We start from the raw sequence: 22,164 nt of genomic DNA, 5'->3' as shown, positions 1-22,164 counted from the left end.
ATGAGCAAATTAAAAGGATGAGCCAGGTTCACGCAGAAAGGCAATTTCCTCTGCTGTCGATTCTCTGCCTAAGATGGCGTTTCTATGTGGATAGCGACCAAATCTGTCGATAATTGCCTTATGCCGCAGTTCAAACGCTAAGTTGGCCATCGCCGCTTCGCGATTAAACAGTTTAACCGCGACTTGATGGATCATGGCTGACTCGCTGTGCATATAGGGCATAAAGAGAAAGGGCACTTGCTTAGGTTTAATTGCTAAATCAACCTGTTGGGCAACGGCTTCTTGGGCGAGCACTAAGGCGATGGTATCAGCTTCGAAAGCGGCAGGCGTATCACGGTAAATATTACGGGAGAATTGGTCGAGCACTATGATCTCCGCTAATCGGCCTTGGGGCGTGACTCGCCAATGGGAAAGCTCCCCACGTTTAGCTTGGACTAATACGTTCCCAAAGCGCTGTTTGATTTGTTCGTCAAATTCAACATCTTTAATCCACCAAAGCTTTGGCTCAATTTCTTCAAACCAAAATGTCAGTATTTGATCGGCTGTAATTGTCTGGCTCATCTTAGCGTTCCCTCATAGGTGGTGAGTGACATTACAAATAACAGTTGTTGGGGGAGGATGACAAGTCGTTTCGCTTGATTTAGGGGGGAGATTGGTTATCTGAAGAATTGGTCGCTCAGCGGAAGTATTTAGTGTTGGCTATTGCCTTATTGACTGAATATAAAGTAGTTTTGATGATAATTACTTTTGTTTCTAGGCAGGTCATTCTATGTCATCTTCAATGCCAGTATCCCAACAGGTTTCAAAGCAACATAAGGCGTTTTTGCGTAAGCTCTATTTAGCGCACTTAATGGATGACGATCGCCATAATCTTTTATCACTCAATAAGTTAACTGGAATGCCGCGCCGCACCTTACAGGATGCCATCGCCGCATTTGAGGATATAGGTATTCGGGTCGAGTTTGTGCAGGAAGGCAGCCGTAACAATGCTGGATATTACCGCATAGTGACGTGGGGCCCAATCAGCAGCGCTTGGGTTGATACCCATCTAAGTGAAATCGCCGATCTGATAGGTGTTGTTGAGAGCGGCGAAACCGCAGTGTGAAGCGGTCAGTTTTAAGTTCGGCAATCACGTCATAAAAAAGTAGGCGGTAAATCCTGCCCAACTTAACAGTAGTAGGGCGATGGCAACCCAAGTGGCACGGGTGAACTGGCTCTGGGAGTCGAAGGCTTCGTCAGTATCGCCTAGATCATCGATATCATTCACTGCATGAGATTTCGCTTTCAACTGTTGTTTACGGGCTTTATCCCGCTCACGGGCTTTGGCTTTAAGCAGTTTTTTATACTCGGCGATGCCTTTTTCAATCCCTTGGGCAATGAGCTTAGTTTGCTCTTTGGTTTGTCCTGGCTTTTGGGTGGCTTTGGCTGCGACCAGTGCTTCTTGCTGAGTTTCTGTCGAGATAGTGGGTTTCATCTGGATTCTGCCTGATTTAATGCGGCTTAAGTTAACGCGACTTAAGTGAATGCGGTTTGAGTTAACGCGCCTGCGGCTGAAATATACTCGTGAATACGAGAGTCAATATGCCCGCGAAGCTGCTCGCTAATTCGTTAGTAAAAAGCGTGCGAAAAGTGTCAGCGCCAGATTATACCCGCATTAGACATTAAAACTCACAGCCAATATCTTCATTTCATTAAAAAATCAGTGGATGCCCGCCTTGTGGTGCAGCAACGTACATAGGTTCATAGTCCCATACTTCCCGAATGGTATCGACCGACAAGGCTTCTGCTGGCGTGCCTTCGCTCACGATTCGCCCTTGTTTTAATACAATTAATTGATCGCTATAGCGAGCGGCTTGGTTAAGGTCGTGCAGTACCACTATCACAGTGTACGCGTGCTGATGAGCTAAGTTTTGGGCTAACTCAAGCACTCTGTGTTGCTGGGCGAGATCTAATGCCGATGTTGGCTCATCGAGTAACAGTATGGGCGGGAACGGCGATTGACTGAGTTGAGTCAAGACGCGGGCGAGCTGGACTCGCTGTTTTTCGCCGCCAGAGAGAGTTGGATAACTGCGTTTAGCCAGATGGGTTAAGCCCACTTGCGCTAGCTGCTCGGCAACTAACGCTTCTCCTTCTTTGTTACTGATGGTTAAGGGATATAAACCCATAGCCACCACTTCGGACACAGTAAAGGGGAACGTCAGACTGGCGTGCTGTGGCAGTACGGCTAAGGATTTTGCCAGCTCGCGCCTAGGCCAATCCGCCAGTTGGCTATGGCCTAGACGGATACTTTGCCTTGGCGTGCTGATTTCTTGGCAAAGGGCTTTAAGTAGCGTCGATTTCCCCGCGCCATTGGGGCCGAGTAGGGCGGTTACTGCACCGGGTTTAAATTGCACATTAATATCGCTGAGCACCGTTTTCTGCCCAATGCTGACATCGAGCTGACTAATGCAGAGCTCAGTGCGCTCAAACTGTGCATTAGCTGAATGAGTCAGGTGTGCTCTTGATGCTAATTCAGAATCTAATTTTGACTCTGATCCTGATTCGGCATAGGAAGTGGCAGTCATAACGCCTCGCTTAGATGAGCTTACTGCGTTGTTGCAGTAGTAAGAAGATGAAGAATGGCGCACCGATGAGCGCGGTCACTAACCCAACCGGTAACTCTGCTGGTGGCAAGAAGGCGCGAGCGCCGATATCGGCTAAGGCTAATAGGGCTGCACCTAAAAGGGCGCTGATGGGCAGCAGTTGGCGATGATCTGGCCCTAACATCATCCGCACTAAATGCGGTACCACTAGGCCGATAAAGCCAATAATGCCGGTCGCCGCGACGCTTACGCCAACGCCTAAGGCGCAAAGTAAAATAAGTCTAAGCTTGAGCCTATCGACATCTATCCCTAAGTGGCGCGCTTCGGATTCGCCAAGCAATAAGGCATTGAGCGCCGCCGCATCTTGGCGAAATCGCCAGCTGAGTAATGCTAAAGTCACGAGACACAGGCTGACATACATCCACTGCGCACCCGCTATCGAGCCCATCTGCCACAAGGTTAAGTCACGCAGCGCCATGTCGTTGGCAAGATACGTGAGCATGCCAATTCCAGCGCCTGCCAGTGCTGCAATGGCGACGCCCGATAGCAGTAACAACACGACTGATGTTCCGGTTGGGCTACTGGCGAGGCGATAGACAACAAGGGTGGTGATTAAACCCGATACAAAGGCACTGATGGGGATCATGAATGGATTTGCATTGGGTAACAGCACGATACAGATGGCCGCGCCAAGAGCTGCGCCAGATGACACCCCGATAATACCGGGATCAGCCAAGGGATTACGAAACAGTCCCTGCATCACTGCGCCGCACTGGGCGAGTGTGGCGCCCACCGCCAGTGCCAATAATGTCCGCGGCAGGCGAACTGTGTTGACCACCAGTTGCTCGTGGGGTGCAATATTGCCGATGTTTTGCTGGGTCGCCCAATTAAGCACTGCGCTTAGAGCATCCACTAGGCTGATACTGACAGGCCCTGTGCTGACCGAGAGTAAGCAGCTTAGGGCTAACAGTGTGACTAAACCGGGCCAGAGCCAGCGATTGAGGAACATCTCAACTATCCTTTCTATTTTTATCAGGTGACTAATCTGGTGTGTGAGTCAGTAGTGCAAGTCTGCGAGTCCGATTAGTGGCTCATACAAGCCATTCAAATAAGTGACTCATATAATCAATATGAGCGCACCTGATGATTGACGGTATTCGTTACTATGCAGGTTACTGATTTTGCTTGAGCAATGTACTGGCGAGCGTATCGGCGGCGCTAATCGCACTGATGCCTAAGCCGCCGAGAAGCGCTTGCGGCGCGAGTGTTTGTATATGGCCATTTTTACCTGCAGGAGTATGGGCGAGTAGCGGCATCTCTTTTATCAGTTCTTGGGCAATGTGCGCGTTGGTTTGCTCTGTGGGGTTATCGCTGCGCTTTGACAGTAAAATAATGTCGGGCTGCAAGGACAAAATCCCTTCCTGAGACATACTTTTGTAGCCATCAAACTCGGCGATATTCTGTGCGCCTGATAGCGCGATAATGGTATCAGCGGCAGTGCCTTTACCGCCGACCCGTGCGCCACGGCCTTCTTGTAGCAGCATAAAGAGGATTTTTGGCTGAGCGCCAGCATCGCTTATTTGCTGTTTTTTATCCGCCAAGCTTTGCAGTTGTTGATGTAAGTCCTGCTTTAACTTAATGGCATTATCTGGACGGTTGAGTAATTGACCTAAGGTATCCACATTGCTCATTAGCTGCGGTTCATCGTTCGTTGCGGGTAACTGCACAACTTGGATATTGGCTTGTTTCAATACATTGAGCGTGGTCTCAGGCCCCATAACATCCGAGCCGACAACCAGTGTTGGCGAGAGGGCGATAATGCCTTCGGCGGAGAGCATTCTGTGATAGCCAAGCTTAGCCACATGGGCTAAACCTTCAGGTACATAGCTGGTGGAATCTATGGCGATCAGCTCATTACCCGCATCGAGGGCGAGCACGAGCTCAGTGACGCCCGTGCCCGCACTCACGAGTCTTATCTCACTTTCAGTACTTTCCACATCGGGCTCAGCACTAAAGGCGCTGGGCGATAGCAAAGCCGACAATGCAGAGACGATAACTACCACTTTGCTTAATGATATTTTAGTTGTTTGAAACAACATGGTTAAACTCCTAATAAAAATTGGTTCGCCACAGGCTTAGATACTGTTTCTAGTCTCTGGCTTTCAAAATTTTCGCTTTAAAAATCAGTGCATTAAATCCAAGAAAGTAAAGCAATGCTTTACGGCCTGCATCTTTTGTTTTGGTTATGGTTTTCGCCAGAAAGGCAATATTAGTTGTGTCTCTGATTCATTATTTAGCTTGCCTATTTGGCTTTGGGGGCAGATAGCGAGTTAGGCAAGGCGCTAATGCTCCATTAAAATTTGGGTCTGGCTGATAGACAGCGTCTGCAGCAGCGCGAGCAGTTGCATCAAGGGCTCCACTGGCGCGGCCTTATCGGCGGCAATAACAACGGTCGCCTCTGGCATAGTCTTAAAATGTGCGGTAAACGCGGCGGTAAAAGTCGCTAAATCATCAAATGTCTCACTATCGATTGCCCAATAAGGCGCTGTCGCCATGATATTGATGGCAATCGTTGGCTTATTGTCGATTGCAGTGATGGCCGAACTTGGGCTTTGCGGCACATCTACCGGCAAGCTGAGTAGTTGGGTGTTTGCCGTCAGCAGTAGAAATACCAACACGATAAAAATAATGTCGATTAACGCGGTTAAATCTAGGCTCGGAAGCTGCTCAGGCGAAGCAATGCCTGCCTGCGAACGCTGTGATGCATCTGCACTTATCATGTCTGTGGCTCAATTTGGGAATGAGAGTTGAATGCCGACTTTTGCTCAGTGCTGCTGTTGCTGACTTGGCTGAATGCTTGATATTGATTGCTATCGATTGAAATATCTTCGATACCCGCTAACCACAGATTGAGTTGATTGAGCACGTGCCCTGCGCGCAGACATTGACCTTGAGCCCAAATGCCAAAGAGATGGGCGGCGGTAATGGCGGGCACTGCGATAATGAGTCCGGCGGCTGTGGTGTTCATCGCAAGACCGAGTCCGGCGCTGAGTTGCGCTGGGGTAACTGGGCCTTGTGATTGCCCAAGCTGAGCAAACATGTCGATGAGGCCTAGTACGGTGCCAAGTAGGCCGAGTAATGGGCTGATAATGCCAATCACTTGTAAAACCTTGAGTCCGGCTTGCAAGTCGCGTTGCTGTTTGTTGAGCCACAGACTGAGTAATTCTTCCCTTAGCACTTTGGGCTGGTGGACTTGTTTGAGTAACAAGGTCGCGCCACGGGCGAGTAAATCTTGCTGTGCGCTGGTTTGTGCGAGCAGCACGCTGACGTTTTCAGTGGTCGCCGCCGAGCTTGATTGACGCAATGCCTTTATCCAAGCCTGTTTTTTGGGCCAGATTGACAGCAGAGTTTGATGCAAAAACAAGGCGCTACGTTCAAGGCAGATCATCAAAGCTAAAAAAGCACATAACAACAAGGGCCAAGTCAGCACGCCAAGTTGTGTCTGTAGGGGTGAAAAATCAGTTACGGGCATTAAGCCTCTCCAATCGATTGAAAAATCAGTTTTATACATCATTGAGTGAATCAAAAAGTGAGCTTTACTATGGCTAGCTTTTCAGCAATAAGATTAAGGCCCGCTAGTTAAGCGCGAAACGAATCGGCACTCTGACCTTGTAATGACTCGCTAGCCTTGGCGTCGGCGCCGCAAATTGCCAGTTCTCAACTGCAGCAATTGCTGCCTGATCAAGCAGGCTAAATCCTGAGCTTTTTACTAACGTCAGCGCCAGTTGCTCGCCAAGTTCGTTAAACATCACTTCTATGGTTGCAGTGCCTTCGAGTCCTTTCTTACGCGCTATTCGCGGATAAGTCGGTTGTGGTGGCGCTGTAGCAAACAGCGGTTTGGCTAATTCCACTATGTTGGTTTGGAGGCTGTCGTTAACTGGGGCATTGTCAGATGCTGCACCGGCTACATTTTGGGGCGTTTTTGCATTTAGTTCGGCAGTGTTAGTAATTAAATCCGTTGGTTCTTGTGCTGTTTTTAGTTCTAATTCTTGCTCAACATGTTCGGGCCGCTTATGTGCTAAAGCGTTCGTCCCTGATGGCGTTGTATCTGGATGACTTTGAGTCGTGGTTTTTTCGATTGAAGGTTTCTTAGCTAACTGGCTGTCAATTCTTTGTTCAGCTTTGGGTTTTTCAACGGCCTCGATAACTGTCTTATCGACAGATTCTGCTGTTGATACTTTTCGCACTGTGTTGTTTACAGTGGCTATTTTGGCGTCTGTTTGAGTGGGCTCAATACTGACGTTGCTGCTTGTCGTGCTTGTTGCAGCAGTCAAATTAAGTGTGACACGATTTGCGCTCGGAGCGTTCGCCACTTGATTTACACTCGATGCTTGGGCGCTTTGCTGCATAGTGATAGCGGGTTGCGAGGCGATAACCCCCGTTTGTATGGCAACAGTTAACGCGCCAAAGGCAAGATATCGTTTTGGTGTCACAGCAACCTCTTTTCCCCAATAAAGCACTTCTGCTCATTTATCTTCGCTAATTAAGATATCTCAATATAAACAAGATCGCAAATGATAATGATTTGCATTTGATCTATTTTGTTATCTCAGGTAGAGTGCCTGCAATAGCTCGAATGAGCGCTTAAAAAAACAGCTAAACCGGTAATTCATCCTACTTTATGGGGGCTGATTACCTTGGACTCGATTAGGAAGGGGCTCAAGCTTGCAAGAGCCAAATTTGGAATGGACAGACTCAATCTCAAAAGGATTGGTGTTTGGAAAGAGAGTCTGGGGTCAGTATTGAATTGCACGGATATAGCTGATTATCACTTGAGGATGAAGAGATGAAGAAAAAGCCGTTAGTGATCGCCATGGCGATAGCACTGAGCAGTACGGCCCTAAGTTTTACGTTAGCGGCAGAAGAAAATGTTAAGCCTGTTGTGCAAGGTGATGCGGATAAAAAACTCGTTACGACAGAGTTTGATGAAGTGTTAGTGAGCGCAACCCGCATCAGCGAGAAAGCCTCCGAAACCAGCCGCAGCGTAGCCGTGGTGGGTGAAGAGCAACTTGCGGTAGCTCAAGCATCATCCGTGGCTAATGCCCTTAAAAACGAAGCGAATATTACGCTGACGAATGGCCCAAGAGCTTCATCTCAAGGGGTTGAAATCCGTGGTTTAAGTGGCAGTCGAGTGCTGCAGACGATTGACGGCGCAAGACAAAATACCGGCTCTGGCCACAGAGCAACTTACTTTATGGACCCTGAGTTACTGAAATCTATAGAAGTGCTGCGCGGTCCAGCCAGTAGTTTGTGGGGCAGTGGCGCACTGGGTGGCGTCGTCGCGCAAAATACTAAGTCAGCGCAGGATTTCTTAGCGTCCAATGAAACCTTTGGTGGCTATTTCAAACAAGGTTATGAAACCAATGGCTCGCGCACTAAAACCAGTGGCGCGATTTATGGTCAGCAAGACAGTATCGATTGGTTACTGAACGGCTCTTACACCGACTCTAACAATATCAAAACCGGTAATGACGAAACCCTAAGCAACAGTTCATCCCATGGCAGCAGTGGTTTAGCTAAATTCGGTTGGCAAGCCGATGAGGCATCACGCTTAGAGTTATCTGCGAGAGTTAATAAGATCAATGAATTAGTGCCAAGTAATCCTTCTGCGGCAGCCAGTAATTCAGTACCTTTAGTGCGTCGCAAGACAGACGATCAAAATATCACCTTAGATTACAGTTTCAATCCAGCCAATAACCCGTATCTGGATACTAAGATGCAAGTGTATTGGAACAGTACCGACTACGACGAAGACCGTATTACTAAGGGCCAGCTAGACAGCACTGAGTATCGCACTGTGGGCATTAACCTCAATAACAGTTCGCGCTTGGGCAATACTTTGTTGACCTACGGCGTTGATGGTTTCCGCGATACCATAGAAACGACGCGTGATGATTCGGGTCAAGTGGGCCAGCGTCCGGGAAATATTGATGGTGAAACCACAGTATGGGGCGCTTTTACGCGGGCAGATATTGAGCTGACTCAGACGTTAAATCTGGATGCGGGTCTGCGTTATGACAGCTTTAAAAATGACAGTAACAACCTCAATTTATCCTCCGATGATAATGAGTTATCGCCATCGCTAGGGCTAGTTTGGCAGACTCAATCTTGGTTGACCTTAAGTGCCCGTTACGATCAAGCCTTCCGCGCACCTTCGGTTGAGGAAATGTATTCTAGCGGCACCCATTACTGCATTCCACCTATTCCGGGATTTTTGCCCCAAGGTCTATGCAACACCTTTGCGATCAATCCGGATCTAAAGTCTGAAAAAGCCCGTAACAAAGAAATCAAAGCAGACTTACGTTTCAGTGATTTAGCCGGTGATGATGAATTAGCGTTGACGTTCAACATCTTCCGTAACGATGTGGACGATTTCATCGTGCAGCAAGTGTCTAATCCTTGGCATGGTATTCCTGGATTCGAGCAAACGACCTCATGGAATAACGTCGAAGATGCGCGTTTAACTGGCTTTGAAATTAGCGGTCGTTACCGAATTGGCCAAACTCGCTTAGCGATGAATTATGGCCAAACCCATGGTGAAGATCGTAAAAATGGCGGCGATATTGAAGGTATACCCGCCAATAAATTTAACGTTGATTTATCCCAAGGCATTATGGAAGGCGACATGAAGCTCGGCACTCGCGTCACTTATGTGGCGACGCAGTCGAATACGCCTGATGGCTTCAAAGTGGCGAAATACGACGATTACACTCTATGGGATGTGTATGTTGCGTGGGAGCCGACTATGGGCGCGATGGCGGGTGTGAGAGTGGATTTCGCCATCGAAAACATCGGCGATGAAAAGTACCAACAAGCGTGGCAAACCTTGTATCAACCTGGCCGTAATATGAAGTTATCGGCGCGCTATATGTTCTAAGCCCTGCATTAAAGTGCTGACTTCCGTTTCGGCAAATGCTGAGTGTTAAATCTGAGCAAGCGGTAAACGGGAGCCAGCGTTTAATGCCAAGCCACTCAATAGTCACTACCGCTGGAGACAGTAAAATGAAGATGACACTCGATAGCGAGCTCGATGTCGCGCCAGATTTAGGCTCTGAGCAACGTCAGCTAAGTGAGCAAAATCTGCCAAGTGAGCAACAGGCGCAACTGCGACAACGATTTGAGCAACAAGCTGATTTGATGCCAGCGCAGCTCGCCAGTGAATTAGGCATTGCCGAGCTCGAAGTCGTTGCCGCCCTGCCGCCCGAACAAGTGGTGTTTGTGCCGTTAACTCAGCTCGATGCCTTACTGCAAGCCTTACCCGAATGGGGGAAGTTAACCACTATTGTGATGTTATCGGGCAGTGTATTTGAATTTAAAGGGGATTTTCCCGAGGGAAAATATGCCCACGGTTATTACAACCTCTACAGCAAGGGCGACGGTTTGCACGGGCATCTCAAATTAGATGCCATGCGTGGCATCGCTTTGATCAGCAGACCTTTTAGAGGCAGCGAGAGCCATTCGATTAACTTCTTCGGCAGCGAAGGGGAGGTCGTGTTCAAAGTGTATTTAGGTCGTGATAAACAAAGAGCGCTGTTTCCTGAGCAAGTTCGCCAATTTAAAGCGCTCGCGACTGCCTTTGCGTCGGTGTAATCACACCTCTGAATTGCAGCATTAACGACAGTATTTAAGGAACACAGCAAATGAAGCCTGAAATGACCGAACAAGAACAACGTTTAAGAGACAAGCTTTTACCTGAGATAGAAGCCTTCAAACAGCAAAGGGAAACCTTGCAACTGGCCACGCTAGGTATTGATGGCCAGCCGAATGCGAGTTATGCACCCTTCGCACTGGCAGATGATGGTTTTTATATTCTAGTGAGTGACTTAGCCCGTCATGGTCATAACTTAAAGCACTCATCTAAGGTCTCTGTGATGCTTGTTGAAGATGAAACCGCCGCCAAATCGGTTTTTGCCCGCAAGCGTTTGACCTTCGATGCAATTGCCGAGGCCGTGCCCCGTGATACGCCCGCCTTCATTAAGGGCGTTGGTGTGTTGTCGGCCCGTTTTGGCGAAATGTCCGATAACCTTGCGGCATTAACCGATTTTAACTTATACAAGCTCGCGCCCCATCAGGGTCTTTATGTGAAAGGTTTTGGCCAAGCATTTAGCCTGAGCGGCGCAGAGTTGTTAGATGTGGATTGGAAGCGTGATGGCCACCATGGCACGCCCAAAACGCCAGAAAACCAGCAAGTCGCTTAAGTCGCGCTAAGCGATGGCAATAAAACCAACCCGCACTCGCTGCGGGTTGGTTTTATGCTTTTCTTTTGAGTAAAACCACGCTTTGCCCTTGAATTTTCCCGCAACAGGTAGCATCTAATTGATATGCTTTAAGCAAAGCTGCGCGGTTAACGGCTTGCAGATACCCAGTTCAGGTGAATGTTATGCTTGAATTGCCGTTCCCTACCGAAGGATATCACCCGTGACAGAGCCGACCGTCGAATTAGCCAAATCACCAAACCCCATTAAAGCGGGCGCAGAGCCATTGCCTGAAAAGTTAATTCCAGTCACGCCTACAATAAGCGCTGATGCTTCGAAGGTTAAACCAACCTCAGCGCAGCAAAGATCCGTATTGCCTTGGATTATGGGTTTTCTTAAACCCTACAAACTGAAAGTCGTCGCGGCGATTATCTGCTTGATGATAGGGTCACTCGCTTGGCTATCATTGGGCCAAGGTGTGCGCTTAATGGTTGATGAAGGCTTTGTGCGCGACAACGCGCAGCGGCTGAATGAAATCATACTGTTAGTGCTTGGGATTACCGCCGTCAGTGGCACTGCGGTGTTTTGCCGCTTCTATTTAATGACTTGGCTCGGCGAGCGGGTCAGTGCCGATATTCGTCTAACTGTTTACAATCAACTGCTTAAACTATCTCCCGCCTTTTACGCTAAAGTGCGCACCGGTGAAGTGATCTCCCGTTTTACCGCCGACTCTACCTTGCTGCAAACCGTGGTGGGCTCGAGTTTATCTATGGCGCTGCGCTCAAGTGTGACGGTACTTGGTGGTTTGGTGATGATGGGCATCACCAGCGTTAAGATGACCTTATTAGTGTTATTGGCTGTACCTTTAGTGTTGGGACCGGTGATCTTTTTCGGCCGTAAAGTGCGTACGCTGGCGCGAGAAAGCCAAGACAGGGTTGCCGATCTCGGCGCTTATGTGGATGAAACACTTCATGAAATTCATACGGTACAAGCCTATGGTCATGAAGATAAAGACCGTAGCTTATTCAATACCCGCGTCGAAGATGTGATGTCTGCGGCAAGCGGCCGCATTCGTTACCGTGCCTTGCTGATCTCAACCGTGATGTTTTTAAGTATCGCGGCGATTGCTATGGTGACTTGGGTCGGTGCCCACGATGTGATGGCGGGTAAGATGACGGGCGGCGAGCTATCCGCCTTTATGTTTTACGCTGTGATGGTTGCAGGCGCAGTGGCGACCATTAGCGAAGTAATCGGCGAAATTCAGCGGGCTTCTGGCGCCGCCGAACGTTTAATCGAACTGGCTGAAACACAAGTGGATATTCCCGTTGCAACTCATCCTATTGTTTTACCCGCCAAGGTCAGTGGCGAGTTAGTCATAGAAGGACTCAACTTTGCCTATTCAGAGCATGATGCCTTAGTGCTAAAACAGCTCAATATGGCCATTGCCGCGGGTGAGCGGGTCGCCTTAGTCGGCCCAAGTGGCGCGGGTAAGAGTACCTTGTTCCAGTTATTGCAGCGCTTTTATGTGCCTAGCGCTGGCAGTATTCGACTGGAAGGAATTGATATTGCTAAGCTTCTGCCACATGACCTACGGGCGCAGTTTGCTCTGGTGCCGCAGGACTCAGTGATTTTTGCGACCAGCGTACTTGAAAACGTGCGTTATGGCCGAGTCGATGCGACTGAGCAAGAAGTGATCGATGCTTGTATCGCGGCCCGTGCCCACGAGTTTATTAGCGAATTTACTGACGGTTATCAAACCTATTTAGGCGAGCGTGGCGTGCGACTTTCTGGTGGGCAAAAACAGCGGATCGCCATTGCGCGGGCGATTTTAGCCGACAGACCCATATTGTTACTCGATGAAGCGACCAGCGCCTTAGATGCGGTAAGCGAGCAGAAAGTGAAGCAAGCGTTGGACGTATTGATGGCGGGTAAAACCACCTTAATTATTGCCCATCGCTTATCGACGGTGATCAATGCAGATAGGATTTTTGTGTTCGATAAGGGCGAGATTGTTGCCTGCGGACGCCACCAAGAGTTGATGCAATCCAATGCGTTATATCGTGAATTTGCCAGTCTGCAATTGTTAACCGAAGAGGCCAATGCCAGCGCCCTAAATGAGACCATTTAGGTAAAATAAAACCCAGTTGCTAGCTGAAACGCTCAAGCTAGCTCACTGGGTCTTTTATTGTGCGTTTGTTGCTAAGCTTTGTTAATCAGCTTTTTCTTTAAGTACGACACTGTAAGTGCGGTCTTTAAGCCTTATCTTTTAGCTCGCGGCGCAGAATTTTACCTACGGTACTCTTAGGTAATTGCGTCATAAATTCAATGACTTTTGGCAATTTATAGGCGGTCAATTGCTCTCGGCAATAGGTTAGAATGGCCTCTTTAGCCTGTTGATGATCTTGGCTATCATCCTTGAGCACGATAAAGGCTTTAACCGCTTCGCCCGAGTGTTCATCTTTTACTCCCACCACGGCGCATTCGATCACACTTAGATGGCTCGCCAGCACGTTTTCCACCTCGTTGGGATAAACGTTAAAGCCTGAGACTATGATCATATCCTTTTTGCGATCCACAATTTGATGGAAACCTTTCGCTGTTGCTATGGCAATATCGCCGGTTTTGAAGAAACCATCTTGAGTCATAGCGTTGGCGGTTTCCTGCGGATTATTCCAATAACCCCGCATCACTTGTGGCCCACGCGCGGCTAATTCACCCGCTGTACTTAAGGGAACTTCAAGGTTGTTTTCATCTAAGAGTTTAACTTCAGTGCCAATCACAGGTTTACCAATAGTGCCAAGCTTTTGATAACCTGGCGCATTGAGTGAAATCACTGGTGAGGTTTCAGATAATCCATAACCTTCGCTGATCATATTGCCTGTGGTCTGTTGCCAAATATTCGCCGCTGCAGCAGTGAGTGCAGTGCCGCCAGAGATAGTGATTTTTAAGTGGCTAAAGTCCAGCGCCTTAAACTCGGGTTGATGGCATAGGGCGACAAACAGGGTATTGAGGCCTGCAAATCCCGTGAAGGGGTATTTGGCGAGTGTCTTAATTAAGCCGCTAATATCCCGTGGATTTGGAATTAATACCGAGCAACCGCCGCACTCGAAATACAGCACTAAGTTCACCATAAAAGCGTAAATATGGTAAATCGGCAGCGGCGCAACAAAGATATCTTCCCCTTCGGTGATCACGCTCGCGATGCGGGATTTTACCTGCGCCGCATTGGCGAGCATATTGCCGTGGGTCAACATGGCACCTTTCGATAATCCGGTCGTGCCACCTGTATATTGCAACGCCGAGAGGTCGTCGAGATTTGAGATAAATCGGCTAAAAGGAAGGTCAGCCCCTTGCTTTAAAATCTGACAAAACTCGACATTCTTAAGCCCTGTTTTTGGCTGCACATGCGGATCGATCAAATCTAAAGGATGGGTGGAGATGACGAGTTCTATTTGAGTACTGTCGATGACTTTGGCCAAGGTCGGCAATAGGTCGGATAACACCACGAGCGCTTTAGCACCAGAATCATTGAACTGATGAATAAGCTCGCGCTCGGTATATAAAGGATTCGTATTAACAAGGATTAGCCCAGCCCTGATTGCGCCGTAGGCCGCGATGACAAATTGGGTGATATTGGGCAACTGAATGGCGATGCGATCGCCCGGTTTGAGTGTGGTCTTATTTTGTAAATAGGCGGCAAAATAACGAGAATCGCGTTCTATCTCATTAAAACTGCTGGTTTTACCAAGGCAGGCATAGGCGGGTTTATCGCCATAACGCAGGCTGGTTTTCTCGATCAGATCGACCAGTGATGAGTAGTCTAGTTTGAGTTGAGAGTCTTGATCGTATGCCATGCTGAACTACCTCAAAGATGATGTTTATTAGTTGTTATTATTCTGGAGTTAAACAGGTGTTTAGATTAGAGGGTGTTAGCACTAGAGGTCAATGCTTATCGCGAAAAACATAGCTATGCCAATAACGGTATCTTTATGTAACAAATAGTATTTTTACTCTAAAGCTTAGGCGTTAACGATAGCGTAATTATCGTGTCATCGATAAAGCACTAATAGTGCGTGAGTGGAGAGCATTCGAGATTTTGTAATGGGTATGTTTATAAGAATTCAATTTGCTTTTGCTTAAGCTTATTTTGCGTAACGTCGAATACCTGATGGATTGCAGCCACTGCTAATAGATGCCTAAGATTGGATTTTATTGAACGAAGAAGCGCTAAAGATATCGCAAGAAACACACTGTCTTTTGGGGGTGAGTGTTTGATTTAGAACGGCGCTTGGGTTGACTCCCCAAGCGCCGATTTAGCGGTTAATGTAGACGGTTACCGATATTAACCGCTAAAAGCCTAGGGACTGAAGAATCCAGTTTCTTGACTCACTTGCTGGCTTGGCTGTTTCACATCCGTCACCGAGAATTGGATCATTTTGCGCCCCGAGGGGATGGCATCCTTATCGGCTAATACAGTGACGGGATAGTCCACTTGTTCGCCCGCTGCCAAGGTAATAATAGGATCGGCAATCAAGCTGAAGGGCATTTCACTGTCGACGGCGAGTTGATACTGCTTAGTGTCCTGTGTTTTGTTGCGGATCTTCAGCTGATAGGTATTTTCAATCTTATTGTCAGCCGTTTCGCGGTACAGGCTTTGACGGTCTCGGATCACGTTAAGCTGGATTTCGCTGCGGCTATTCAAATCTAAACCTATCACTATCAGCATGATCACGACCGCTGCGCCGTAGCCTAAGAAACGCGGCGAGCGCCAATAGGAGTAGCTGACTCCCTTAAGATCATTCTCACTCATGTAGCCGATAAGGTTCGGTTTATAATCGAATTTCAACATGGTTTCATTACAAGCATCGACACAGGCACCGCAGTTGATGCACTCATATTGCAAGCCGTTACGAATATCTATCCCAGTTGGGCACACTTCGACACATAAATTACAGTCAACACAATCACCAAGATTACTCTCTCTTAGATTGGTTTCTTGCTTACGTTTACGCGGGCCGCGGGATTCACCGCGCTGTGCATCATAGGTCACGGTTTTAGTGTTGGCATCGAACATTACAGCTTGGAAACGTGAATAGGGGCAGCAATGTAGACACATTTGCTCGCGCATCCAGCCCGCATTCAGATAAGTACAAATGGCGAAAAACCAGACCCAGCTAGTCACCCAAAAGCTGGCGTTGCCCGTCAATATGTCCATATAGAGTTCGCGGGCGGGAATGAAATAGCTGATAAAACCACAGCCGGTGAGCAGGGCGGCGAGACCCCAAAGTAAGTGCTTGGTGCTTCTTTTACCTATTTTGCTGCCAGACCAAGACGCTTTGTCTAGTTGCTTGCGTTTGTTGCTGCTGCCTTCGATGCGCGTTTCAATCCACACATAGATAAAGGTCCACGCTGTTTGTGGGCAAAGATAGCCGCACCAAACGCGGCCCCAGAATACGGTAATAAAGAACAGACCGAAGGCGGCGGCGATAAAAATCCATGCGAGTAGGGTAAAGTCCTGCGGCCATAGCGTGATGCCAAAGAAGAAAAACTGTTGCTGGCTGATATCTAACAATATCGCTTGGCGGCCATCGATTGAGATAAACGGCAGGGCGAAAAACAACACGATCAGCAGGCTATTCATCATGGTTCGCAGGCGCTGAAAATCACCTTTCTGCTCACGAAAATGGATGTTGCCAGAGGGCGTATTGCTCCCTGTTGCAGTTTCGCTGGAGAGGATTTTAATCGGAATGTGCAGCTCGACTGAGGAAGGTTTCGCGTTCACACTCTTATTCACACTTGGAGAATTGGGGGTAACTTCGCTCTTGGGCATAAAGGGTCCTAACGGCTTAAATAAGATTCGCCTCCCTATAGCAAGCGCTAGGCCAAGTTTTAACTGATTCAACTTTATGATATATATGGTTATTTTAATACTTTGGTTAGATGTTGATCGCGATATATCACACATTAGCGATATATCGCGTTTTTTGCTTGTGTGATTTGAGTTATATTTCACTCGATTGACGTTGGATCCCCAGTTTTTTCATCCGCGATCTCAGTGTACTTGCGGGAACGCCTAGCACATTCGCCGCGCCGAGTGGGCCGGATATTCGCCAGTTTAAACGCTTAAGGGTTTGTTCTATATGCAAGGCTTCCGCTTCTGCTAAGGTTTGTCCTTGGGCCTGAGCTAAGGGGTTATTGCTCGGCATCGCATGGATCTGCAAAATATCGCCTTGGGAAAGAATGGCTTCGCGTTCGAGAATATTTTGCAACTCGCGCACATTGCCCGGCCATGTGTAAGCCATCAGTTTTTGTAACCCTTTTTGGCTCACGCCGCGGATTTTTTTACCTAACTTACGATTCAAATTATGCAGTATATGGCTGACGAGTTCGGGGATATCTTCAATCCTCGCACGCAGTGGCGGTACTTGAATTGGGAATACATTCAAGCGGTAATAGAGATCCATCCGAAATAATCCTTGCTCGACTCGCTTGAGTAAGTCGTGGTGACTGGCGGCGACCAAGCGAATATCCACTTGTATGGTTTCGCTGCCTCCGAGGCGTTCGAAGGATTGCTCTTGGATGACCCGCAGTAGTTTTGATTGGGCTTCTAAACTGAGTTCTGCCACTTCGTCGAGGAACAGTGTGCCTTGGTGAGCAAGTTCGAAGCGACCTTTACGGCGGCTGGTGGCACCGGTAAATGCGCCTTTTTCGTGACCAAAGAGTTCACTTTCTAACAAGGATGCTGAAAACGCGGCGCAGTTGACACTGATCATAGGTTTATCTTTGCGGCGACTGAGTTGATGTAAGTTACGGGCTACAAGTTCTTTGCCTGTGCCATTTTCACCACAAATGAGCACAGTACTGTCGGTATTGGCTACCATATGCAATTGCTGGATCATGTGGCGGATCACGCTACTGCCACCCGAAATATCCACATCACCCGTTTTGTCAGCTAGTTCTGCCTGTAGGTAATGATTCTCGGAGGCAAGTCGCTCCGAGAGCGCTTGCACTTGCGCCAACGCTTGACGTAATGACTGCTCCGTTTGCTTTTGGATACTAATGTCACGAAATATCGCGACTACGCCAATGAGTTCATTATCACGGTAAACGGGCGTAGAACTGTAATGCACGGGAAAGCTACTCCCATCTTTACGCCAGAACACATCATGGGTGATTTCGCGGGTAATGCCATCCTTTAATGTGTTGTAAATTGGGCAATCTTCTTGGGGATAATGGCTACCATCGGCATGGCTGTGATGATGACAGTTATGGATATTTTTGCCCAGTAACTCTTCATTTTTCCAACCTGTCATGCGTTCAGCCGCGGGATTGATAAACACCGCATTCCCGCTTAAATCAAATCCATAAATACCTTCACCGACAGCGTTAAGCAGTAACTGATTTTCAGGCAAGAAATGCTTATCGACTGATTTTTGATTATTGACCGAAATCTTATTTGTCATCTGCGGTACTCAAGCTTGGCTGGTATTGCCCGAGTATACCTTAAGTTGCATGTCGCGATATATCGTGTCTTTGATTGAGTTAGTGAGTATTTCCCACTTTATGGTGACTTATGGGTTTTACATTTTGGCGCCCTAAAGTGCATTTTACCTAACGACACACCTTAAAAAATATTCACTTATAACAAACTGATCTAAAAGAAAAATGACTAATATTCATTCAAAAGTCTGATTTAATATTGGATATTGTCTTATTTACGTTATAAAAATGTTCTTGCTATGTAAAAAATAACTTTGTATTGACCGTGGTAGCAAGGTTTTAGGGACGATAATCACATAAAGCAGGTCAGGTATTCTAAAAATAATAAGCAGTTGGGATGAATATGATGACCTCAAAGAAGCAGAAGTTTGGATTAAGTGCAGTCAGTTTGGCGATTACATTAGCTTTGTCTGGTAGCTTCATTAGCCCGCAAGCCATGGCTGAGGAAGAAGACGCTGCTGTTAAAAATGAAGGCGTGGAAAAGATTGCGGTTGTTGGTTCACGTGCGGCACCACGCTCAATCGGCGATTCCCCAGTTCCAATTGATATTATTAGTAGTGACGACCTTAAAAAGAATGGTTCGACTGACATGATTGATATGTTAGTGACATCGGTACCTTCGTTTAACTCGCGCGCTCAACCCATCAGTGATGCGGCAACCTTAGTACGTCCCGTTAACTTACGTGGTTTGCCTTCCGACAGTACCTTAGTGTTAGTCAATGGTAAGCGCCGTCACCGCGCAGCTGTGATTGCGTTCCAAGGCGGCGGCATTAACGATGGTGCTCAAGGTCCTGATATTTCGGTTATTCCTGGTTCTGCATTGAAGCAAGTCGAAGTGCTGCGCGACGGCGCTGCGGCGCAATACGGCTCTGATGCGATTGCTGGGGTAATGAACTTTGTCTTAAAAGATAATTCTGATGGTGGCTCCATCACAGTGACCCAAGGTGAATATTACGAGGGTGACGGTGCCACAACCACAGTTGAAGGCGATGTTGGTTTACCGCTGACAGATAATGGCTTTGTTAACTTAAGCTTCCAGTATAAAAATGCGGATGCAACCAGTCGAAGTGTGCAGCGTCCCGATGCGGCTAACTTAGCAGAGCAGGGTAATGCTGCGATTAATGACCCCGCTCAAGTATGGGGTAATCCTGAAATCAATGATGACTACTCAGTGTTCATCAACTCAGGCTTAGACATTAATGCCAATATGCATGCCTATGCCTTTGGTAACCTGTCATCCCGCGATGCCGTGGGGGGATTTTATTATCGTAATCCGCAGGATCGCAGTAATGTGTATACCCCTCCAGAAGGCGGTAACTTATTAGTCGGAGCTATAAATGGTGATCAATCGTCTTGCGTGCTAGTGCCAATTCCTAAAAATGCGGACGGTTCTGATGGCAACGTGTTAGATACAGACGCATACAAGGCGATGGTTGCCGATCCTAATTGTTTTGCTATGAACCAAATTTTCCCCGGTGGTTATACACCGCAGTTCACTGGGACCATTGAAGATATGTCTTTCTTCGCTGGTGTAAAGGGCGATATCGGCGAGTGGAATTACGATTTCAGCGCTGGTACGGGGAGTAACAAAGCCAGCTTCGGCCTTAAAAACTCGTTAAACCCATCATTGGGATTAGATACCCCAACTGATTTCGATACCGGTGCCTATGAGCAAGTTGAAACCACAGTTAACCTCGACTTTTCGCGTTTTATTACCTTAGGCGGCATCGAAGACATTAGTTTTGCTTCTGGTTTTGAATGGCGTAATGAGTCATTTGAGATTTTTCAAGGTGATGAAGCCTCTTGGATTGCCGGCCCCTATGCCGAGCAAGGCTTCAGCATCGGCTCGCATGGATTTAAAGGCTTTGGCCCAGAATCTGCGGGTAAAAATTCGCGCCACAATATTGGTATTTATACGGATTTAGAAGCCTATTTAAGTGATGACTGGTTACTCGGTTTAGCGCTGCGTTACGAAGACTTCTCTACCTTCGGCGATACGTTAAATTACAAGCTGACGGTGCAGTATTCTGCAACCGACGAATTGTCATTCCGCGCTTCACACAGTACGGGCTTTAGAGCGCCAACTGTGGGCCAAGAAAACGTCGTCAACACACAGACATCGATTATTGATGGTCAGTTGATCCAGACCTTTATTGCACCACCCACCGATCCACTTGCGGCATTTTATGGCGGGGAAGTGTTAAAGCCTGAAGAGTCAATAAGCTATGCGCTAGGTGCTGTCTATGAGTACGAAAACTTTTTCTTAACGGTCGATTATTACAACATTGGCGTTGAGGGCCGTATTGCGCAGTCGAGTAAGATTGATGTTGAAGCTAAAGACTATGATGCACTGCGTGCAGCGGGCGTTGAGTTCCCTGAGTTGATCCAAGGCGTGAGTTATTACACTAACGACTTTGATACTACCACTCAAGGTATCGATATCGTCGCCTCCTATGATGCGGAAATTCTGTCGGGTAATGCTAAATTTAGTCTTGCCTATGGTTGGACCGATACCAGCGTTGATAAATTCGATCCAGAAACCACTGATGAAGGTAAAGTTCGCCGTTTAGAAGATGGTATTCCAGCGCATCGTGCAACCTTAAGCTGGGCGCAGTCATGGGATCAATTAAGCATGTCACTGCGTGGTAACTACTTCGGTGAGTACTATGCGACTCATGCTGATGATACCTCTGATTGGGGTTCTGAAATGGCCGATGCTGCTGTCACCATAGATTTGGAAGTGAGCTATGAGTTATTTGATGGCTTAACGCTGGCGGTAGGGGCAAATAACCTATTCGACCAAAAAGCGCAAAAGCTGAAAGTGGGCGATGATTACGCTTATTCTCAACTTGGTGGCGTTTACTATGAAAGTGGGCCGTTCGATTACAACGGTGGCTTCTACTATGGCCGTGTAAATTACCGTTTTTAATGAGTAAGCCAATTTATAGAAGCGATTTCTAACCCACCTTTCAAGAAATTTGGCTTTTATAGATTTGAAGTGAAGTGAGCAAAAAGGCTGCAGTGCAGCCTTTTTTATTGGTTGATTTTTCGTTAGCTGCGATTCGTTTGTGCGGCAGCAAGGCCATTCAACACATCACTCATACTGAGTTTTGACGGCAAAAGAATGCCATTGGGTGCGCTTGGACCGTAGATTTTATTGTAGGGCGTACCAGGTACACCTTCATGGCGCATATAGCTTTCAATCGTTTTGTTGGCTTCACTCCAGTTGCCTTGCATCAGGATAATGTTGTCTGCCATTAAGGCATTCACAATTTGTTCCCTGTGGGTGACTTCGGCTTTATTGGTTTGGCAGATGGTGCACCAATCTGAAGTAATATCGACAAATACGGTATAGCCTTGGGCAACCAGAGGCGCAATTTGCTCGGGTGCTAAGGTGTGCCATTGCAGTTTTTGATAGGCTTGATAATCCTCGCCTTTATGTACAAATCCAATAATAGCGCCGAGTCCTAAGGCGAAAAATCCCAGTACAAATATCACCGCCAGCGGTATGGTTTTTCCTTTTTGTCTTTGCCAAATCAGCAGCAAGATAGCGCCGATTAATAGACAAAGAATGACAATACTGATCAGAGTAATAGTGCTCATAAAACTTCCTGCTGGAGAATGGCGTGCCTTTATTAAACATAGAGGCTTAGGAATACAGACTTAGATTCGTGCTTATCTTAGCGGTTAACGGCTTAAATCAGCGTGAATTTATGGGATTTCATTTGTGCAGCCCTTTGACGCATTCAGTTGCAATTGTGTTTTGCGCCTGCTGTTGAGTCTTTGTAAGCTGGGCAAGATGATAGTTACCGCTATAACAAAAATAA

At 47.4% G+C, this 22,164-nt stretch carries 18 protein-coding genes; 6 read left to right on the top strand and 12 right to left on the bottom strand.

Translation table 11 applies throughout. The features are described from left to right. Positions 1 to 9: 9 nt before the first annotated feature. Positions 10 to 561 (bottom strand): DUF924 family protein, encoded by a 552-nt coding sequence (locus tag MO387_RS13555; RefSeq protein WP_107946691.1) that lies wholly within the window; start codon positions 559 to 561, stop codon positions 10 to 12. Between the two features lie 208 nt (positions 562 to 769). Between MO387_RS13555 and MO387_RS13550 the strand changes: the two genes are divergently transcribed. Continuing rightward, positions 770 to 1,105: a winged helix-turn-helix domain-containing protein gene (locus tag MO387_RS13550; protein WP_012088454.1), complete on the top strand. Its 336-nt coding sequence runs from the start codon at positions 770 to 772 to the stop codon at positions 1,103 to 1,105. A 24-nt stretch (positions 1,106 to 1,129) separates the two neighbouring features. Here the strand turns inward: MO387_RS13550 and MO387_RS13545 are convergent, their stop codons facing one another. The 7 genes from MO387_RS13545 to MO387_RS13515 form a co-directional block, all read right to left on the bottom strand. After that, positions 1,130 to 1,474 (bottom strand): DUF2956 domain-containing protein, encoded by a 345-nt coding sequence (locus tag MO387_RS13545; protein ID WP_107946692.1) that lies wholly within the window; start codon positions 1,472 to 1,474, stop codon positions 1,130 to 1,132. A 217-nt stretch (positions 1,475 to 1,691) separates the two neighbouring features. After that, entirely contained in the window at positions 1,692 to 2,564 is an 873-nt protein-coding gene (locus tag MO387_RS13540; protein ID WP_199908790.1) for a heme ABC transporter ATP-binding protein, read from the bottom strand. 10 nt (positions 2,565 to 2,574) lie between these two features. Further along, positions 2,575 to 3,591, bottom strand: a complete 1,017-nt coding sequence (locus tag MO387_RS13535; RefSeq protein WP_006080495.1) for an iron ABC transporter permease — start codon at positions 3,589 to 3,591, stop codon at positions 2,575 to 2,577. 163 nt (positions 3,592 to 3,754) lie between these two features. Then, entirely contained in the window at positions 3,755 to 4,681 is a 927-nt protein-coding gene (locus MO387_RS13530) for an ABC transporter substrate-binding protein (RefSeq protein WP_107946693.1), read from the bottom strand. A gap of 243 nt (positions 4,682 to 4,924) precedes the next feature. Further along, positions 4,925 to 5,362, bottom strand: coding sequence for a biopolymer transporter ExbD (locus tag MO387_RS13525; RefSeq protein ID WP_107946694.1), 438 nt, complete (start codon positions 5,360 to 5,362; stop codon positions 4,925 to 4,927). Further along, positions 5,359 to 6,114, bottom strand: a complete 756-nt coding sequence (locus tag MO387_RS13520; protein ID WP_107946695.1) for a MotA/TolQ/ExbB proton channel family protein — start codon at positions 6,112 to 6,114, stop codon at positions 5,359 to 5,361. The genes MO387_RS13525 and MO387_RS13520 overlap by 4 nt, the downstream gene beginning before the upstream one ends. 103 nt (positions 6,115 to 6,217) lie before the next feature. Then, positions 6,218 to 7,075 (bottom strand): energy transducer TonB, encoded by an 858-nt coding sequence (locus tag MO387_RS13515; RefSeq protein ID WP_107946696.1) that lies wholly within the window; start codon positions 7,073 to 7,075, stop codon positions 6,218 to 6,220. Between the two features lie 353 nt (positions 7,076 to 7,428). Here MO387_RS13515 and MO387_RS13510 point away from each other — a divergent pair, with 353 nt between their 5' ends. The 4 genes from MO387_RS13510 to MO387_RS13495 all read left to right on the top strand — a co-directional run bounded on the left by MO387_RS13510 (position 7,429) and on the right by MO387_RS13495 (position 12,965). Beyond that, on the top strand, positions 7,429 to 9,519 hold the full coding sequence (locus MO387_RS13510) for a TonB-dependent hemoglobin/transferrin/lactoferrin family receptor (protein ID WP_107946697.1): 2,091 nt from the start codon (positions 7,429 to 7,431) through the stop codon (positions 9,517 to 9,519). 131 nt (positions 9,520 to 9,650) lie between these two features. After that, a complete protein-coding gene (gene hutX / locus MO387_RS13505; protein WP_086012271.1) occupies positions 9,651 to 10,232 on the top strand; it encodes a heme utilization cystosolic carrier protein HutX in 582 nt (193 codons plus the stop codon). Positions 10,233 to 10,282: 50 nt separating this feature from the next. Then, the gene (gene hutZ, locus MO387_RS13500; protein WP_107402482.1) at positions 10,283 to 10,840 is read left to right on the top strand and encodes a heme utilization protein HutZ; all 558 of its coding nucleotides are present in this window, start codon (positions 10,283 to 10,285) and stop codon (positions 10,838 to 10,840) included. Between the two features lie 220 nt (positions 10,841 to 11,060). Beyond that, positions 11,061 to 12,965, top strand: a complete 1,905-nt coding sequence (locus MO387_RS13495; protein WP_107946698.1) for an ABC transporter transmembrane domain-containing protein — start codon at positions 11,061 to 11,063, stop codon at positions 12,963 to 12,965. Positions 12,966 to 13,089: 124 nt separating this feature from the next. Here the strand turns inward: MO387_RS13495 and MO387_RS13490 are convergent, their stop codons facing one another. From MO387_RS13490 to MO387_RS13480, 3 genes are all read right to left on the bottom strand, one after another. After that, positions 13,090 to 14,691: an AMP-binding protein gene (locus tag MO387_RS13490; protein ID WP_107946699.1), complete on the bottom strand. Its 1,602-nt coding sequence runs from the start codon at positions 14,689 to 14,691 to the stop codon at positions 13,090 to 13,092. 503 nt (positions 14,692 to 15,194) lie between these two features. After that, positions 15,195 to 16,667, bottom strand: a complete 1,473-nt coding sequence (gene ccoG / locus MO387_RS13485) for a cytochrome c oxidase accessory protein CcoG (RefSeq protein ID WP_063883729.1) — start codon at positions 16,665 to 16,667, stop codon at positions 15,195 to 15,197. Between the two features lie 172 nt (positions 16,668 to 16,839). Then, positions 16,840 to 18,300, bottom strand: coding sequence for a sigma 54-interacting transcriptional regulator (locus MO387_RS13480; RefSeq protein WP_107946700.1), 1,461 nt, complete (start codon positions 18,298 to 18,300; stop codon positions 16,840 to 16,842). A gap of 380 nt (positions 18,301 to 18,680) precedes the next feature. On the opposite strand from MO387_RS13480, the gene MO387_RS13475 reads away from it, so the two are divergent. Further along, positions 18,681 to 21,266, top strand: a complete 2,586-nt coding sequence (locus MO387_RS13475; RefSeq protein WP_107950140.1) for a TonB-dependent receptor — start codon at positions 18,681 to 18,683, stop codon at positions 21,264 to 21,266. Positions 21,267 to 21,388: 122 nt separating this feature from the next. On the opposite strand, the gene MO387_RS13470 is transcribed toward MO387_RS13475, so the two are convergent. After that, entirely contained in the window at positions 21,389 to 21,940 is a 552-nt protein-coding gene (locus MO387_RS13470; protein WP_006085835.1) for a thioredoxin family protein, read from the bottom strand. Positions 21,941 to 22,164: the final 224 nt, after the last annotated feature.

It is taken from the genome of Shewanella sp. N2AIL, from assembly GCF_022690845.1.
Lineage (GTDB): Bacteria > Pseudomonadota > Gammaproteobacteria > Enterobacterales > Shewanellaceae > Shewanella > Shewanella baltica.
This window is presented reverse-complemented; position numbering and strand designations above follow the sequence as displayed.

What these genes read in the sequence shown, in the direction of transcription:
- MO387_RS13555 (WP_107946691.1), bottom strand. Translation starts at nt 561, where the DNA reads ATGAGCCAGACAATTACAGCCGATCAAATACTGACATTTTGGTTTGAA.
- MO387_RS13550 (WP_012088454.1), top strand. Translation starts at nt 770, where the DNA reads ATGTCATCTTCAATGCCAGTATCCCAACAGGTTTCAAAGCAACATAAG.
- MO387_RS13545 (WP_107946692.1), bottom strand. Translation starts at nt 1,474, where the DNA reads ATGAAACCCACTATCTCGACAGAAACTCAGCAAGAAGCACTGGTCGCA.
- MO387_RS13540 (WP_199908790.1), bottom strand. Translation starts at nt 2,564, where the DNA reads ATGACTGCCACTTCCTATGCCGAATCAGGATCAGAGTCAAAATTAGAT.
- MO387_RS13535 (WP_006080495.1), bottom strand. Translation starts at nt 3,591, where the DNA reads ATGTTCCTCAATCGCTGGCTCTGGCCCGGTTTAGTCACACTGTTAGCC.
- MO387_RS13530 (WP_107946693.1), bottom strand. Translation starts at nt 4,681, where the DNA reads ATGTTGTTTCAAACAACTAAAATATCATTAAGCAAAGTGGTAGTTATC.
- MO387_RS13525 (WP_107946694.1), bottom strand. Translation starts at nt 5,362, where the DNA reads ATGATAAGTGCAGATGCATCACAGCGTTCGCAGGCAGGCATTGCTTCG.
- MO387_RS13520 (WP_107946695.1), bottom strand. Translation starts at nt 6,114, where the DNA reads ATGCCCGTAACTGATTTTTCACCCCTACAGACACAACTTGGCGTGCTG.
- MO387_RS13510 (WP_107946697.1), top strand. Translation starts at nt 7,429, where the DNA reads ATGAAGAAAAAGCCGTTAGTGATCGCCATGGCGATAGCACTGAGCAGT.
- hutX (WP_086012271.1), top strand. Translation starts at nt 9,651, where the DNA reads ATGACACTCGATAGCGAGCTCGATGTCGCGCCAGATTTAGGCTCTGAG.
- hutZ (WP_107402482.1), top strand. Translation starts at nt 10,283, where the DNA reads ATGAAGCCTGAAATGACCGAACAAGAACAACGTTTAAGAGACAAGCTT.
- MO387_RS13490 (WP_107946699.1), bottom strand. Translation starts at nt 14,691, where the DNA reads ATGGCATACGATCAAGACTCTCAACTCAAACTAGACTACTCATCACTG.
- ccoG (WP_063883729.1), bottom strand. Translation starts at nt 16,667, where the DNA reads ATGCCCAAGAGCGAAGTTACCCCCAATTCTCCAAGTGTGAATAAGAGT.
- MO387_RS13480 (WP_107946700.1), bottom strand. Translation starts at nt 18,300, where the DNA reads ATGACAAATAAGATTTCGGTCAATAATCAAAAATCAGTCGATAAGCAT.
- MO387_RS13475 (WP_107950140.1), top strand. Translation starts at nt 18,681, where the DNA reads ATGATGACCTCAAAGAAGCAGAAGTTTGGATTAAGTGCAGTCAGTTTG.
- MO387_RS13470 (WP_006085835.1), bottom strand. Translation starts at nt 21,940, where the DNA reads ATGAGCACTATTACTCTGATCAGTATTGTCATTCTTTGTCTATTAATC.